12 protein-coding genes and 2 tRNA genes are annotated in these 15,865 nt (G+C 37.3%); 11 read left to right on the forward strand and 3 right to left on the reverse strand.

Annotation, left to right across the window (positions count from 1 at the left end):
- The first annotated feature begins 20 nt into the window (after positions 1-20).
- From ACOALF_RS03645 to ACOALF_RS03660, 4 genes are all read left to right on the forward strand, one after another.
- Entirely contained in the window at positions 21-488 is a 468-nt protein-coding gene (locus ACOALF_RS03645; protein WP_419241149.1) for a hypothetical protein, read from the forward strand.
- Positions 485-1,318, forward strand: coding sequence for a hypothetical protein (locus tag ACOALF_RS03650; protein ID WP_419241917.1), 834 nt, complete (start codon positions 485-487; stop codon positions 1,316-1,318). Before ACOALF_RS03645 ends, ACOALF_RS03650 begins: the two co-directional genes overlap by 4 nt.
- A 225-nt stretch (positions 1,319-1,543) precedes the next feature.
- Positions 1,544-3,100 (forward strand): ankyrin repeat domain-containing protein, encoded by a 1,557-nt coding sequence (locus tag ACOALF_RS03655; protein ID WP_419241150.1) that lies wholly within the window; start codon positions 1,544-1,546, stop codon positions 3,098-3,100.
- A 342-nt stretch (positions 3,101-3,442) separates the two neighbouring features.
- Positions 3,443-4,312 (forward strand): ankyrin repeat domain-containing protein, encoded by an 870-nt coding sequence (locus ACOALF_RS03660; protein ID WP_419241151.1) that lies wholly within the window; start codon positions 3,443-3,445, stop codon positions 4,310-4,312.
- 164 nt (positions 4,313-4,476) lie between these two features.
- Here the strand turns inward: ACOALF_RS03660 and dusB are convergent, their stop codons facing one another.
- Positions 4,477-5,460 (reverse strand): tRNA dihydrouridine synthase DusB, encoded by a 984-nt coding sequence (dusB, locus tag ACOALF_RS03665; protein WP_419241152.1) that lies wholly within the window; start codon positions 5,458-5,460, stop codon positions 4,477-4,479.
- 463 nt (positions 5,461-5,923) lie between these two features.
- On the opposite strand from dusB, the gene ACOALF_RS03670 reads away from it, so the two are divergent.
- The 4 genes from ACOALF_RS03670 to ACOALF_RS03685 all read left to right on the forward strand — a co-directional run bounded on the left by ACOALF_RS03670 (position 5,924) and on the right by ACOALF_RS03685 (position 9,464).
- Positions 5,924-5,997: transfer RNA gene (locus tag ACOALF_RS03670), tRNA-Ile, on the forward strand.
- A gap of 105 nt (positions 5,998-6,102) precedes the next feature.
- The gene (gene sppA / locus ACOALF_RS03675; RefSeq protein WP_419241153.1) at positions 6,103-7,821 is read left to right on the forward strand and encodes a signal peptide peptidase SppA; all 1,719 of its coding nucleotides are present in this window, start codon (positions 6,103-6,105) and stop codon (positions 7,819-7,821) included.
- Between the two features lie 163 nt (positions 7,822-7,984).
- A tRNA-Leu gene (locus ACOALF_RS03680) sits at positions 7,985-8,066 on the forward strand.
- 60 nt (positions 8,067-8,126) lie between these two features.
- On the forward strand, positions 8,127-9,464 hold the full coding sequence (locus ACOALF_RS03685; RefSeq protein WP_419241154.1) for a trigger factor: 1,338 nt from the start codon (positions 8,127-8,129) through the stop codon (positions 9,462-9,464).
- Positions 9,465-9,570: 106 nt separating this feature from the next.
- On the opposite strand, the gene ACOALF_RS03690 is transcribed toward ACOALF_RS03685, so the two are convergent.
- A complete protein-coding gene (locus tag ACOALF_RS03690; protein ID WP_419241155.1) occupies positions 9,571-11,490 on the reverse strand; it encodes a RecQ family ATP-dependent DNA helicase in 1,920 nt (639 codons plus the stop codon).
- A gap of 179 nt (positions 11,491-11,669) precedes the next feature.
- Positions 11,670-12,581, reverse strand: a complete 912-nt coding sequence (locus ACOALF_RS03695; protein WP_419241156.1) for a hypothetical protein — start codon at positions 12,579-12,581, stop codon at positions 11,670-11,672.
- A 240-nt stretch (positions 12,582-12,821) separates the two neighbouring features.
- On the opposite strand from ACOALF_RS03695, the gene ACOALF_RS03700 reads away from it, so the two are divergent.
- Genes ACOALF_RS03700 through dut form a run of 3 tightly spaced genes read left to right on the forward strand, consistent with a single transcriptional unit; the run spans position 12,822 to position 15,621 of the window.
- Positions 12,822-13,673 carry a DUF3108 domain-containing protein gene (locus ACOALF_RS03700; RefSeq protein ID WP_419241157.1) on the forward strand — a complete coding sequence of 284 codons (852 nt, stop codon included), beginning with the start codon at positions 12,822-12,824 and terminating at the stop codon, positions 13,671-13,673.
- Between the two features lie 30 nt (positions 13,674-13,703).
- Entirely contained in the window at positions 13,704-15,134 is a 1,431-nt protein-coding gene (gatA, locus tag ACOALF_RS03705) for an Asp-tRNA(Asn)/Glu-tRNA(Gln) amidotransferase subunit GatA (protein ID WP_419241158.1), read from the forward strand.
- Between the two features lie 52 nt (positions 15,135-15,186).
- Complete coding sequence (gene dut, locus ACOALF_RS03710) at positions 15,187-15,621, forward strand: dUTP diphosphatase (protein ID WP_419241159.1); 435 nt, start codon at positions 15,187-15,189, stop codon at positions 15,619-15,621.
- Positions 15,622-15,865: the final 244 nt, after the last annotated feature.

The raw sequence follows: 15,865 nt of genomic DNA on the forward strand, positions 1-15,865 counted from the left end.
CAAATCAAAAAAAGTAAGATATGAAAAAGCTTAACATAAATGGCAAACGATCTGGTTTTTTTACAAGAGGGATGGCTGCTTTATGCTTATCGATTGTTTTCGAAAGCAAAAGCTGTTTTGGGTCAAATCTAAGAGCGTATCAGTTAGCCAGTATGCCTTATCAAAACTTTGTTGCTTCAGTCGAGCAGTGTCCAGATGTTAGTGATTGGAAAGATGAAAGAGGAAGGTATGTTTTTTACATTGCAGTAAAGTATGGCTACGCTAACAAAGTACAAGCAATTTTAGAAAATTTTATACAAAAAAAGGAAGCAGGTTTTAAACATACCAATGAAGATTTTATTAATGCATTTGACAGAAGAACAGGCGCAACAGCGCTTTGGGAAGCGATCAGATCAGGTCAGAATGAAGTAATTGAAATTTTTACGAAAAAAAATACAGTAAATACATTGACATTAATAAAATTCAATGTTCTGATGTTAAGAAAATAGTAGATTCTGGTGAAAATTCCCTTTGGTTCTCGCTTAAGAATTATGACTATAAAATAGCTAATATTTTATTGCGGCATCCTAATATTGATATTAAGACTAAAGACCCAACTTCAGGTAACACAGTTCTACATGTGGCTATTGAAAGCAGCCAGTCAGATATGGCCAAAACATTGATTGATCGCCTTAAAGAAAAAGAAAAGGATTTAGAATTATTATTTGCACAAAATAACGATGGAGATACCCCATTGCACCTTGCAATGAAATACAAGCTGCCAGATGTACAAAGTGATTTGATTAAACTGGCTTCTGAAGACAAACTTTGGATAAAAAATAATGCAGGAGAAGATATGCTTGATATTGCAGTAGACAAACATCAGCCGAATGGAATGGTATTTCTCACCAAGCAGCCTCTAGAAAGGTTATGCCGAAAATATAAAAATGGGGAGACGCTACTACATGTATGTGCGCGTCTAAAATTTGCATCTACAGTTCAATCAGTCTTAGGTCGAATACGCAGGCTTGGAGGGAGCGATGAAATGGTAAAACAACTTTTTGAGCAAACTACACAAGGGAAGACTATATGGGAATCTATCTATTTATCCCGATTTGGCATCCAACCTATCAACAATAAGGTTAATATTGAAATATTCAAAGATACTATAGCATTTGTACAGGCTAGTCTAAAAAAAGCAGATTGGGATACTATTTTAGAGGGTATTAATAACCAAGAAAATGCAAAGTGCATAAGTAATAAATATGCTACACAATTGCGCGATATAGTAAAGCAAGCAGCAGGTCTAAGCTGCAAATTGGCACCATCCGCTGGTTAGATACAAAATTACGATCCAATAAAACTAGTAATTTAAGGCCAAAAAACTTGTTTCAGCTGAAAAAGCAAACTTGCAGCCGTAATCTTGCCTTAAAATGGCAAAATACTAGCTACAATTTAGTTTTTTTAGACTGAATTCCTTATAATGAAATAAAAGAACGATTACTTCCTTATTTTTTAAAAAGGAAACCCATCATCTATAAAAAGTCAATTAAAAAAATAATATATGAAAACATTTAACATAAAAAATAAGCAGTCTGGTTTATTTTCAAAAGGTATTACGGTTTTGTCTTTAGCATTTGTTTTGCACGGTTTTGGTAAGTGTATAGGAGGTGGGGTAGCAGGGCATATAGTAAAAAAGACGAGTGATGAAGAATTTCGTCAAATGGTGAAAAATGTTAAGGATGTTCGCGATTGGAAAGATGAAAAAGGGCTGTCGTTCTTTATCGCGGCGATAAAGCATGACAAGCTTGAAAAACTCAAAATGATTTTAAAAGAGCTTTTTGAAAATGAAAAAGAAAACCCAGGTTCTAAGCCCAAAAGTGAAGCGTTTATGAACGCACCTGACCCAATTAGTGGAAATACACCTCTTGCAGAAGCTATTATACGAGGCCATACTGAAATATTTAAGATTTTGGTTGGAGATCAGTGCAATGGATACATTGATATTAACAGAAAAATTAATATTAATAAAAAAGGTGAGGGCAGAACACCACTATTACTAGCGTGTAAATATAAAAGGAAAGAAATGGCTGATATTTTGTTGAAAAAACCTGACATTGATATCAAGAGCCAAGCTCCAAGTTCAGGTAAGACATCTCTACATTGGGCAGTTAAAAATAATTGGGGGGGTATAGCAAATCAGCTGATCGTTAGGCTTCAGAAGGATGCTCTCGCTGCTCAAGACAATAAGGTAGAACTCGTAAGTACACTATTTGCACAAGATAAAGATGGAGACACAGCGTTCCATACTGCATTGGAGAATAACCAGCAGGCTATACAACAAAAATTTATCGAATGCATCAAGGATGCTTGGGCTTCTCAAGACGATAAGACAAAACTCCTAGATGCACTATTTGCACAAAACAAAAATGGAAACACAATATTCCATCTTGCTATGATGAAAGATGAACACAAAAAGACACAACATGAATTACATGAATTCATCAAAAGTGCATTCACTCCTGAGCACAAAAACAGACTAAAGATAACAAATAATAGCGATGAGACGATCATAGATGTAGCCATCCGATGTAACCAGCTAGAGGGGATATTATTGATCAAGCAGCTGCCTTTAGGCCCATTATGCGCAGTAAATAAAAAAGGTGAAAGTTTACTACATAAAGTTGCGTATAAAAATAGGCTAAATATATTTAAGCTAGTATTAGATCAAATTAAGGATTTAGCGCCAGGTAAAAGTAAAGAAGTAGTGGTCAAGCAGCTTGCTAACAGAACCAACGATGGCAATTCTGTATGGGAGTGTGTCTATTTATCCAGCTTGTGTATCCAACCTGCCCTTTCTAAAACCAATATTGAAATGTTTACGTACGCTATCGACTTTGTAAAGGATGCGCTAGCAGCAGACAATTGGAATTCTATTATAAAAGATATTGATAAACGAGAGGTTATACATAGGGCAAAAGGCGGAATCAGTGAGGAATATGCTAAGAAATTGCGCAATATAGTTACGGCAAAGCAGCAATCCGCACATAATCAAACGCACAGCAAGCCAATAAAAGAACAAGACTACTCTGATGACGAGGGTATAGCGGATATGAACTAAGGGGTAAATCAAAATGTACATTGACTTACTTTAAGTAGTAAAATAAAGCCGTTATTAAACTTGAAAGCACAGGCATCAGCAGGGCTATAGGGATAGCCCTGCTGATGCCTTTTTAGCTCTTTCCTAACAAGGAATTTATCTTTACCCTTTTTTATCAAGCAAAAAGGGTAAAAACCCCATCATCTCAGTTTTCAGTTTTTGAATCAAACACTTGTTGTTTGCAATATTATTTAATATAATTAAGGAAAAGAAGGGCATCCTAAATGCTCTAAACAAGAATAGTCAAAAAATTTACAGCAAAATCCATATTGTTAGTTATAACGTATACGAACTATTAAAACCATGATTAAGAAGATCAAACTACTTAATGGCCATAAAAAGCCACTTTTGTACTCGGTGCAAGCCGCCATCAATATTTTATTTTTATTGGTTACTTTGCAAGCGATAAGCTGTCCAGGCAAAAGCTTAATACCTTTAGGTAACCTGGCTGATGTAATAGTAGCAAAAATGGATAAGGGTAGCTTCACTGAATATATTAATAACCTAATCGATATTAGTCAACCACATAAAAATAAAATAAATGGCAAAAGTCGAAGTTGGCTTTATGCTGTAGTAAATTCAGGAAAAGAAGAGCTGGTAAAAGTTATTTTAGCACGTATGGATCAGGATCAAAAAACTAAATGGAAAAATCCTGAATTCGCAAATTCACCCGATGAATCAAGTGGTAAAACACCTCTTGGCATTGCGGCAGAAAAGGGTTATAATCACATAGTTGCTGAATTACTGAACCGTATATACATTAACGCTACTCAAGTAGATAATAAAGGTAGGACTCCTCTACATATGGCCGCTGTTTTTAAGAGCAAAAACGAATTTAAGTTAATATGGAATAAAGTTAATTCTATTGAGCAGCTCTTTAAAAGAGATAGGGAGGGAAATTCTGTATTTGCATCTGCCTATTTACCAGAGCCTCGCTTTTTCGACAGATCTAACGCTAGCTTAAAAATGTTTAAAGCTATATTAGAGACTATAAAAGAGTTAACAGACGAGGATTTCAAAAAGATTACTGCGGAAATAATGGACCTACAACATAGCAAGAAAATAAGCCAGAAATATTCTGGTAAACTTCAAAATGAGATGAACCTAATAAAGCATCCAAAGCCGTCTCCATCTCCTTCCTCAGGGAAGCAAGGGAAGGAAAAATCTGAGTAGTTTCTGTTAAAGAGCGTTATGACAAAATCCTTACCTTTACTGTGTGCCAAACTTTTTATCGGCGGCCATAGGCAGTGGAGTATGCTAACGATCCATAAACTGCTTTAAAATACTATTTCCTTAAGCCCCCGTCATTGCTTTAACGACAGGCACAAGTAAACCTATTATTCACCAGGCACCTTTTCGACTATTTCATCTAAAAGCTCACATATAGCCATATAACTACTAGCCGTTACCAAACTAGATCTGTAGTGTTTTATCCCTGGAACCCCTCTAAAATAATTGGTATAATGGCGCCTCATTTCTAGTATACCTGTGCGTTCCCCTTTCCACTCTATCGCATGTACCAAGTGTTTTTTTACCGTTTCAATCCGTTCTATTAAAGTAGGAGGGGGGAGTAGTTCACCTGTTGCGTGGTAGTGTTTGATTTCTTTAAAAATCCAAGGATAGCCAATGCTGGCACGGCCAATCATAATACCATCCACCCCATATTCGTTTTTATAGGCAACTGCCTTAGCAGGCGTGTCAATGTCACCATTCCCAAAAATAGGGATATGAATACTCGGATCTGCTTTTACAGCCGCAATATAACTCCAGTCTGCCGATCCTTTGTACATCTGTTGTCTCGTTCTTCCATGAATGGTTACAGCCTGTACCCCAACATCTTGAAGGCGCTGCACCACTTCCAGAATTTTAATCGATGCATGGTCCCATCCTAAGCGTGTTTTTACCGTAACCGGAATAGAAACTTGTTTGACAATTTCTGCAGCCATCGCCTGCATCTTAGGAAGATCTAAAAGAATACCCGCGCCCGCTCCTTTGCAAGCTACCTGCTTAACAGGGCAACCATAGTTGATATCCAATAAAGTAGGTTGGGACCTTTCTACAATAGCAGCCGCTTCTCGCATAACCTCTATTACATCCCCAAATATTTGTATGCCAATAGGACGCTCATCTTCATATATTTCCAACTTTTTTACACTTTTTGTGGCATCTCTAATCAGTCCCTCTGAGGAAATAAATTCCGTATACATGAGATCTGCACCATTTGCTTTGCATATGGCACGAAAGGGAGGATCGCTTACATCTTCCATAGGCGCCAATAAAAGTGGAAAATCACCCAATACACAATCTCCAATTTGTAACATAAATAGGGTTTAATATAATTTTGCTATCTACGATCTATGGCAGACGGATTCGATCCGCTTTCTGGCTCTATATGTTGCGTTTATTGCGAATAAAGCATGCAATAAGATTAGATAGACTGCCTGATCACTCGCTCTAAATCTACGCTTAAAGTTACAACTTCCTATCGGTAAAAAAATTTTTACCCATCGTTAATCATGAAAAATAGATCAAAATAAAGATTTCTTACTGCTATTTATTGGGTATATACAGAATATATGCGTAATTTAGCTGTGCTAGCAGCTTAGCTGGTTTGAAATAGGTAAAAAGCCTTTTGCATGGAATAGCAGTTCTATGCAATCTCATTGCTTTCTATTTCATTTAAAATAAGTTATAGTAGTAATGTACTATAAATTAGATTTCTAGCCTCATTGGTATATTTTTTATGCTCCGTGTTGGTATGGCAAGTAGCCCCTATGGATTTTAGGGCCTGTAGCTCAGCTGGTTAGAGCGCTACACTGATAATGTAGAGGTCCGCGGTTCAAGTCCGCGCAGGCCCACGTCTACGCAAGCATAAAACAATATTGTTTAAGAAGATAAACAAACTTTCCCTGTTGACTTTAGGCGTACAAGTTATTATAACAACCCACTTTTTTATAATCAAAATGAAAATAAAGCGTTTTATTAAGCAGGTATTTACCATGGCTATAGGGTTTCTCATCTCTTTGTTATTGTTATCCTTCATAATTGTTTTTGGATTTTTAAAGCTAACTTCTAAAAGTTCTAAGTCGGTAGAAAACAATTCAGTTGTGGTATTCAGTATGGAAGGGCGAGTAGTTGAGTGGATGCCCATTTCATTATTTGGCTCCAATAAAGGTATGATCGATTTTAAAGTCGTTAAAAAAGCCATTCATCAGGCAACTAAAGACAATCGTATTGCCGCTATCTACTTAGATTTATCTTATTTAGATGTGGGATTAGCTGCTTTAGAAGAAATCAGAGAAGCTTTATTGGCTTTTAAAAAGCAAGGCAAAACCATCATTGCATATGCAGACCACTATACACAAAAGGCCTATTATTTGGCTTCCTTAGCAGATGAAATCATACTAAACCCCAGTGGTTTTTTAGAATTCAGAGGTTTGTCTGCAACCTTTTCTTTCTATACAAAGCTTTTCGAAAATATTTCTATAAAGCCCATAATATTCCGCATTGGCGCATGCAAAGATGCGGTAGAGCCTTTTTGCTTGACTAAGATGAGCGAGGAAAGTAGAAACCAAACCAAAGCATATCTTCAGTCTTTCTATGATCATCTTTTAACCAAAATAAGTGTTTCTAGAGATATAAAGGTTGCTGCACTCAAAGAATATGCTAATAATCTTTCAGCTGTACTACCCAATGATGCCCTTTCTGCCCACTTAATTACCAAGATAGGCTATAAAACAGATGCTAAAAAGTTGCTACAGGAAAAACTAAAATCTCCCTCTTGGATCAGTTATAGATCCTATAGCGCTTCAGAAGCTCCCCCTAATTTAGTCGATAACATTGCCGTTCTAATTGCGGAAGGAGAAATCGTCAATGGATCTATTAGGGCTGGTTATGTTGGTGCGTATGATTTTGTTAAAATACTAAAGACCATTCAAGAAGATAGTAATATAAAAGCTTTAGTATTGCGGATTAATTCACCAGGGGGTGATGTATGTGCTTCAGATATCATCTGGAAGGCCATAGAAGAATTTAAAGCGATTAAGCCAGTAGTGGCGTCTATGTCTAACGTAGCGGCCTCTGGTGGTTATTATATTGCTGCGCCTTGCCATTATATTTTTGCACAACCTACTACTATTACAGGTTCTATTGGCATTTTTGGCATACTATTTGATATAGATGGATTGATGCATAAAATAGGTATCAACTCTGATGTAGTAAAGACTGCTTCCTCTGCAGACTTTTTACATCCTAGAGTAAGCTGTTCTGAATTGGAGTCTAAATTCATGTATAAAATGCTGGAAGGAAATTATAATGATTTTTTACGTAAGGTGTCTAATGGGCGTCGGCTAGATTTAGTTGCTGTAGAAAAGTTAGCTGGTGGTAGGGTATACACCGGTTCAGTAGCGCTTAATAATGGATTAGTGGATGAATTGGGTGGACTAGAGGCCGCTATTGCTAAAGCTGCTGATTTAGCTAAAGTAACCTCAAAGTATGGTATTCGTTATTTCCCTCGTCGTAAAAGACGACTTGAACAACTGTTATACTATACTACTGATGGTGTTAAAGTGGAGTTGCTTGAAAGTTTAGTCCAAGAATATCCTATATTAAACCATTATCAAATCCTATCTAGACCCTATGGTGTACAAGCAATGCTTCCTTATACGATTCATATTGATTAATATGACCCCAGTCTATTCGATAAGTTTTATCGGTTAGGCTTGTTGATGGTATCATCCTTAAATTGATCCCAATTTAATTAAAATACTTCTTTCTCGCTATTTGCTTGAGAAGCTCGTTTTTTCTATTTTTGTAAAAGAGTTCCTTTTGCTCTTCTACTATCCTACGGATGTGGCGGAATTGGTAGACGCGCTAGACTTAGGATCTAGTACTGTAAAGTGTGGGGGTTCGAGTCCCTTCATCCGTACTTTTTATGTGTATTTTAGTGTAAAAGCATTTGCTTTTTGTCTTTTAAATCTGTTTTACTTTGGATATTCAGTTTAGTAAGATTAATCCTAATCATGGGATTATTTCCATTACGTTAGATGAGCCTGATTACAAGCCATTTGTTGATAAACAATTGAAGCACTATGCTCAAAATGTTCGTTTAAAGGGGTTTAGATTAGGAGCTGTCCCTGCAGATCTTATTAAAAAAATGTATGGCCCCTCTATTCTTGCTGAGGGGCTCCATAAATTAGCTACAGACTCTTTAAAAAACTATATTGTGCAAGAGTCTATTCCTATTTTTATGGAACCGCTTTCAGTTCCCCCTGCGCAGGAAATAGATCTTAAAAATCAATCTACGTTTACCTTTTCTTATGAAATTGGGTTAATTGAACAACATCCAATTGTATTGGGTCCTAATATTTCTATTACTGAGTTTGAAATAGATTCTGTTGGTTCCAAATTGATCGATGAGTTTTTGGCAGCGTTACAAATTGTTCATGGTCAAACTGTTCATCTTGATGAAAGCGCAGCTGATGCTCTATTGTATGGTACACTTACAGATAGTAGGGGTGAAGTTGGTCTGGATATTCGTATTTCTATAATGCATGTTCCTGAGCATTTAAGAGGAGCATTGGTCGGCCTTTCTGTTGGTCATAAGGTAACCATAACGGAAGAAATGTTAGCGCATCACTTTTCTCCTCTTTTAGGTGTAAGCTTTAGTGAGTTTACTTCTTTTAAAAGGCATGGGTCTGCTTGGCCAGCTATTTTTACGATTAACACAATCGTTCGTGTTGTACCAGCCCCTATTGATCCTGTACTTTTTGATCTTGTATTAGGAAGTGGCGTTGCTCGTTCTGAAGATGAGTTTAGAGACGCTATTGCTAAAATTATTTTATTTGATAAACGTACAGAAGCGCGTTATGCATTCTATGAGGATTTGCGGGAAGCACTTTTTAAGCATAATGCTATTGAATTGCCAGAGCCCTTTCTTAAAAAGTGGCTTTTATTTAACAATCCAAAGGCAACGTTAGAAGAGATTGAAGACTACTATTGTGCCCATAAAGAAAGTTTAAAGTGGGAGCTGTTATTGGCCAGCATAGCCCGCCAAAATAATTTAGCTGTTGATTCCTCAGATGTGGTCGAGGAAACCAAACGTGCATATATTGATTATGCCAATAACAATGGTATGGAGGTAGAAGCTGATGATCCTACTTTTCATGCCAGTGCACTTTCCTTTTTACAAGGTAATGAGGGAAATAAGTATTATTTCAAATTGTATAATCGCTTAGCCAGGGCTAGGGTTTTAAATTTCATAAAGGAACACATAACAATAGTAACAGAAACGGTTGCCGCTGAAGCATTTGATGCAAGAAGATAACTCGCTTAAGTTTGGTATCTCCTATTCAAGCTTAATTTTCGGTTGTTGCAATTGCGTCAATTTAAAACGCTAATGGTCGTCGATAAAAAAACTTAACGCTTCTGATTTATGACTTTGCAGACTCATTAATCTGTAGTTGTCCAGGGTTTGGATAGTATATTTCTTTTGCATCTAACATATCTCTTATCGTATCCAATAGTTCTTTTTCTTTTTCAGGTGCAACTGATTCTATGAGCTTTTTAAGCTCCTGTTGGCCTTGTTTAATGGCATTTATAACGTAATTTCTATTTGCTTCCACAATATTACTTTTTATATTTTCTGCTGATTTTCTTTTACAAATATCACACTGGTTGCAGATTGCTCCATCTTCATCAAAATAATCCAATAATATAGCTAACCGGCAGTTCCGGTCGTTAGTAACGTATTGTATAACCGCTTCTATTTGCTGATAAGCTGTTTTATTTTTTTGTTCAATTTTTTGGATCGGTAATGGCAGTTCAGTAGCAAGATAGCGTGGTGTTAAAAAAGTAATTTGTGGATTCTCCTTTTTGGGAATATACTCCAGAACCTTTAATCGATGCAAAGCATATAATTGGTCTTGTATCTTAGATTCAGTAAGGTGCAGCAGCTGGGCTATTTTTTTTTCAACGATTGCACAATGTGGCGTAAAAAGTGTTCCACCATAAAGCCTTAAAAGTGCTTTGATGCATAAATCATAAGCAGGATGGCGGAGTTGAAATGCATACAATGCTTCGCTAGATAGGAGAAAATAGACCCTAGATGATTGGTAATAGGCTTCATTCAGCTGTATAAAACCTGCTGACTCTAATGCTTTTAATCCGTAGTAGGCTTCTTTTATATAGAGTCCGGTTGCATTTTTGAAATCCTCTAAGTCAAAATCATAGGTTACAAAAGCATGAGAACCTACTGCGATTTTATAATAATTCACTAAATGCTGGTAGATTTTTCTTATTTGATCAATGGTGGGATAGCTTTCTTTCCATTTTTGTTTTAAATAGGCAATATCTTGTAGATCATACCAAAGAATGGCATAGGCGATCCCATTATTCCGACCTGCTCTTCCTGCTTCTTGGCAATAGGCTTCTAACGAAGAGGGTAGGTCTAAATGCACTACTAAGGATACATCTGCTTTATCAATACCCATACCAAAAGCTGCTGTAGCCACTATGGCACGTACTTTGTTTTCGCTCCATATGGCTTGTTTGGTAGCTCTATCGGCCGTGGTTAAACCAGCATGGTAAAATGCACTCGTGATGCCATTTTTATGCAAAAAAGCAGCAATGGTTTCTGTCTTTTTACGTGTGTTTACATAGATAATGGCTGGTCCAGCAGTATGCTGTAAGGCTTTGAGCAGTTGTGTTTCTTTTTGATCTGTTTTGCGTACCCAGTAAATGAGATTGGGCCTATGAAAAGTTTGGGCAAAAAGGAGCGGATGGTTAAGAGACAAACGATCTTGAATATCCTGTTTAACAGCTTTGGTCGCAGTGGCTGTAAAGGCTACTGTATTCGCCTTTGGAATCATTTGCTTAAAGTGGGCAATTTCTAAATAAGAGGGCCTAAAATCATACCCCCATTGGGAAATACAGTGGGCCTCATCTACTACCAAGGTGGTAATAGACATGGCAGGTGCACGCAGTTTAAAGAGGTCAGTCTGCAATCGTTCTGGGGATACATACAAAAGCTTTACATTACCATATACACAATTGTCTAGTTTTCGTTCTATTTCTACACTAGACATGCCTGAGAAAATGGTTTCTGCATGAATACCTCTCTGGGAAAGTTGGGTGACTTGGTCCTTCATAAGCGCAATAAGGGGCGTTACTACAAGGGTTAAGCCCTCTTTGCATAAAGCCGGTAATTGAAAACAAAGTGACTTGCCACTACCAGTAGGTAAAAAAACCAATACGTCTTTTCCATCTAGGATGCCCTTAATAATTGCTTCTTGAAGGGGCCTAAAGGAATGATAGCCCCAATGTTTGTTTAATAAATCATAAATTTTATCCATGGATGGGCTTAGCTTTCTATAACCTTAGCATTACAAAATGAAAAAACAGCACAGAGAGGAATGCAATCACATCCGATCCGATCAGTTAATATTGGGGCTTATGCTGGCATAGGATAAAGCTTCTAAAAGACCGAATAACCATGTAAGTAACATATAAAACTTAGGTCAAATCAGAGATTTTATTTCTGAAAAGGTTGATAAAGACTGATGTATCTCTTTAATGACTTGATATCTTCCTTTTCTCCTAATCCTTTCTCGTCTACAATATCCTTGAATTTTTGAATACCATGTGGTATTGTTTCTGCTAAATCCTTATAACTTAAAGCATGATTATCTGCCAGCTTATCAATAAGCTTTAAGCTTTGCGCAATGGCTTCTCGGTTTTCTTTCTGGTTATAGACGTTAGAACAATTTAATGGTTTATCGCATGTTGACCGAATCTTCTTCCATAGCGCTTCACCAGTTGGGTGACCATCTTTTTTCCATTGTGCTAGGTCAGAGTATGATTTTTTTAGCTTACGAGGTAGCCCATTGGCTTTTTTTAAGATAAAGTACAGAAAATTTTGGTATGCTAGCGTAGCCTTAGTAGCAAAAATATCTTCTGGTTTCTTGTACTTTTCTTCTATACACGCTTTAAATGCCTCTATCAGTCTGCCGTTAGCCCGTAGCTTTGTAGCTTCCTTGATCACCTCTTTTTCATTTGTTTCTGTAGAGTCCTTAAATAGGTTGCCAACTTTTTCATAATACTTTTCTAAAGGTATATGATGTTCTTTATCTAGATTTTTTATTACTTTCCTTATCTCTTCGTTATAAAAGTTATTCCACAGGTCATATGGGTTTTCTTCTGTACCAGCTGCACGCCATTCGGGTATCCTCTTTTTTAGTTTTTTTCGCAAATTAGTAATGAGATGATCTGATTCTGGTATAATTATCGTTTCTTTGAAGCACTCTAATGTAGATAGCTTATAGTGATTTTGGGTATAATACCCTTCTTTTTCTTGCTTGATGTAGTCATCATTACATCCACACTTAGTATGTCCAAAGAAGAGAAACAGCGCAAAAATATGGCTAGAATATTTTTTTAAATTCATTTTAATAATACTATATTACCCCGCTTGCAAAGCTTTTACTATTTAAAAACCTTAAAAGGTTATTTAAGACTGGGGCAAGATAGTTTTTTATCTCTTTTTTTCCTACTTCTAGCCTTATATTTTTATGAATAAGTTGATGTGCTGCCAATCTATTGGGTATTTTATTTGCCTGATTACTTTTTTTGTTCTAGCTTTGAAAGTTGTAGTTTACTATATTTCCTAATTCCTTTAACCCTTTTGATGCTTATGGCGGTTGCACACTACTTAAAAAAGTTTTTTTTCTGTTTTTTGACGGGTGTTTCCTTAAATAGTGTCCATGCAAAAAAAGCTGTTGGCGGCGCTGAGCCTCCTTTTCTCCAGGGGGAATCACTAACCTATGGGGTTTACTTTAGCTTTATACCTGCTGGTACGGCCACGATGTATGTCGATAAAGCGTTACATAAGGTCAATGAAGCTGTTTGTTATAAGGTTCAAGTAAAAGGTATCTCTAACGATAAATTGGCACTTTTAGGCTTTAAAGTGTCGGATACATGGGAAAGTTATTTAGATGCAGATGCCTCCAATGCACTGCGGCCGCACAGATGCTTTACCAATATTCAAGAAAATGGTTATATCAGGAACGAACAAATTGACTTTGACCATCAGCTTTATCAAGCTAGAGTGGCAGTGGCTGAAAGTGATAAGAATATAGAGGAGCCTGAGGTCACCTATCATCCCCTTTCGGGTGAAAAGAGCGTTAAAGATGTGATCAGTGCTTATTATGGTTTGCGTTCCATTGATACTACAAAGCTTAAGCCAGGTGATAAGCTTGTAATAACGGTTTTGCATGATAGGAAAATCTATGAAGATGTAGCCATCCTATTTCTCGGGAAAAAGACCATTAAAACCCAACTAGGAAAAATATCAGCCTTGGTTTTTGCGCCGTTGATTCCTGAGGAGGTTGGTATATTTTCTGGAACGCGTCCAGTGGAGGTATATGTGTCGGATGATGCCAATAAAGTTCCTCTCCTCTTAAAAGTTAATTTGATCGTAGGTTCAGTAGAAATAAAGCTTACAGACTATAAAGGTCTAAAAGAGCCTATTCACTTTTAACCATCTCCATCTTTATAATTTTCTATCTATATGTTTGACCATTACTGTTCTTTTAGTGTACTTCGCCCGTTATTGGCATCGCAAAAAGTTACTTGTATAGAAGTAGTAGAAGAACTGTTGCAACATACGCACGCACAGAAAGATTTGAATGCTTTTGTAAATGTTTATGATCAAGAAATAGTAGAAAATGCTGCTGTAGTCAATGAAAAAATAAAACAGGGTAAAGGTGGCCCATTGGCTGGAATGGTAGTGGGATTGAAAGATATGATTGCCTACAAAAATCATCCCTTACAAGCGGGTAGTAAAATTTTGACCAATTATGTCTCGCCATTTGATGCAACGGTTACGGAACGGCTTTTGGCAGCTGATGCATTGATTATTGGCCATCAGAATTGTGACGAATTTGGTATGGGTTCTTCTTCAGAAAATGCTTATTTTGGCACGGTGCTGAATCCTTTAGATAAAACAAGGGTTGCAGGTGGTTCTTCTGGTGGGTCTGCAGCGGCTGTAAAAGCAAAAATGTGCCATGTCTCTATTGGTACTGATACAGGTGGGTCTGTTAGGCAACCAGCTGCATTTTGTGGACTTGTAGGCCTCAAACCTTCTTATGGTAGGATTTCTAGGCATGGTTTAGTCGCTTATGCTTCCTCTTTTGATACGGCTGGCATTTTTGCCCATACAGTAGAAGACTGTGCCACGGTATTGGAGGTAATAGCTGGTCCTGATCTATTTGATGATACTGCAGCGGATCGTCCCGTACCGTGTTATACACATCTGTTAGATCATCCAGGGCGCTATAAAATAGCCTGTTTAGCGGGCACACTTGGCAATGGAGGGTTACAGACAGAAATAAAAGAGCATACATTGCATGGGTTGGAGCTTTTAAAGAAAGAGGGCCATCAAGTAGATCATGTCCATTTTTCGCTTTTGAAGTATGCCTTGCCTACTTATTATATTTTGGTAAATGCGGAGGCAAGTACCAATCTTGCGCGCTTTGATGGCATTCGCTACGGTTACCGGAGCAACCAGGCTACTACACTAGAAGAGGTCTATATTAAGACCAGAACAGAAGGTTTTGCCAAAGAGGTAAAAAAACGCATTATGTTGGGCTCTTTTGTGCTGAGTGCATCTCAATGTGAGACCCATTATGTTAAAGCATTAAAAGTACGCAACCTCATTAAAAAGGCGATGCAAGATATCCTGGGCCAGTATGATTTTATTATATTGCCTACTACTACCGCTACTGCTTTTCGCGTGAATAGTTTTGCAAACGATCCATTATCTATGTATTGGAGCGATCTCTATACGGTCTTGGCCTCTGTAGCTGGTTTACCAGCTATTTCTTTACCAAATGGGGTAGATCAAAAAAAATTACCCATTGGCATTCAAGTTATTGGCAACTATTTTGAAGAGGCTAAGCTCCTTACTTTTGCGTGCCATTTTGAAACTATTATAAAGTAGCCTATATTTTCTAGCATAGCTAGCGCAAATAACATTGTAAATTATTGCTATTATGGAAGTTCGAATTGTGAACCAATCGCACCATCCGCTCCCTGCTTATGCTACATTAGGCGCCAGCGGCATGGATTTGCGTGCTTTTACCCCTCTTCCCATTCAGCTTGCGGCTGGGCAAAGGGCCCTAATTGCTACTGGTATTTCTATTGCTTTGCCACAAGGCTATGAAGCCCAAGTAAGGCCGCGTAGTGGTTTGGCATTGCATCATGGCATTACCGTTTTAAATAGCCCTGGAACCATTGATGCAGATTACAGGGGGGAAATCAAAGTATTACTTATCAATCTTTCTGATCAGCCTTTTTTAGTGGCAGATGGGGATAGAATTGCGCAACTGGTGGTTGCTAAATATGAGTCGGTTTATTGGGAAGTGGTACCAGTGCTAGATGAAACCGCTAGGGGAGTAGGAGGGCATGGCAGTACCGGTAAAGACTAATGTAGTAGTTGAGATTTAATTTTGACTACTACAATATATCTTTTTACACCCTGGTCAAGTACATTTGTACGGTTTTTCTCCTGTGTGTATGCTTTGATGGGCGTTTAAGTTCGATTGATTAGCACATGCTTTCGGACAATATTTTATATAGTTTTTAACTTTGTTGTGCACAATAATAAAGTTCTATAGTGGTTGTCTATAGGCCATAGAAGGTTTTTTCTATTTTACCATATTCTTTACTAAT

Origin of the sequence: Cardinium endosymbiont of Nabis limbatus, assembly GCF_965196625.1 — a bacterium.
Classification (GTDB): domain Bacteria; phylum Bacteroidota; class Bacteroidia; order Cytophagales; family Amoebophilaceae; genus Cardinium.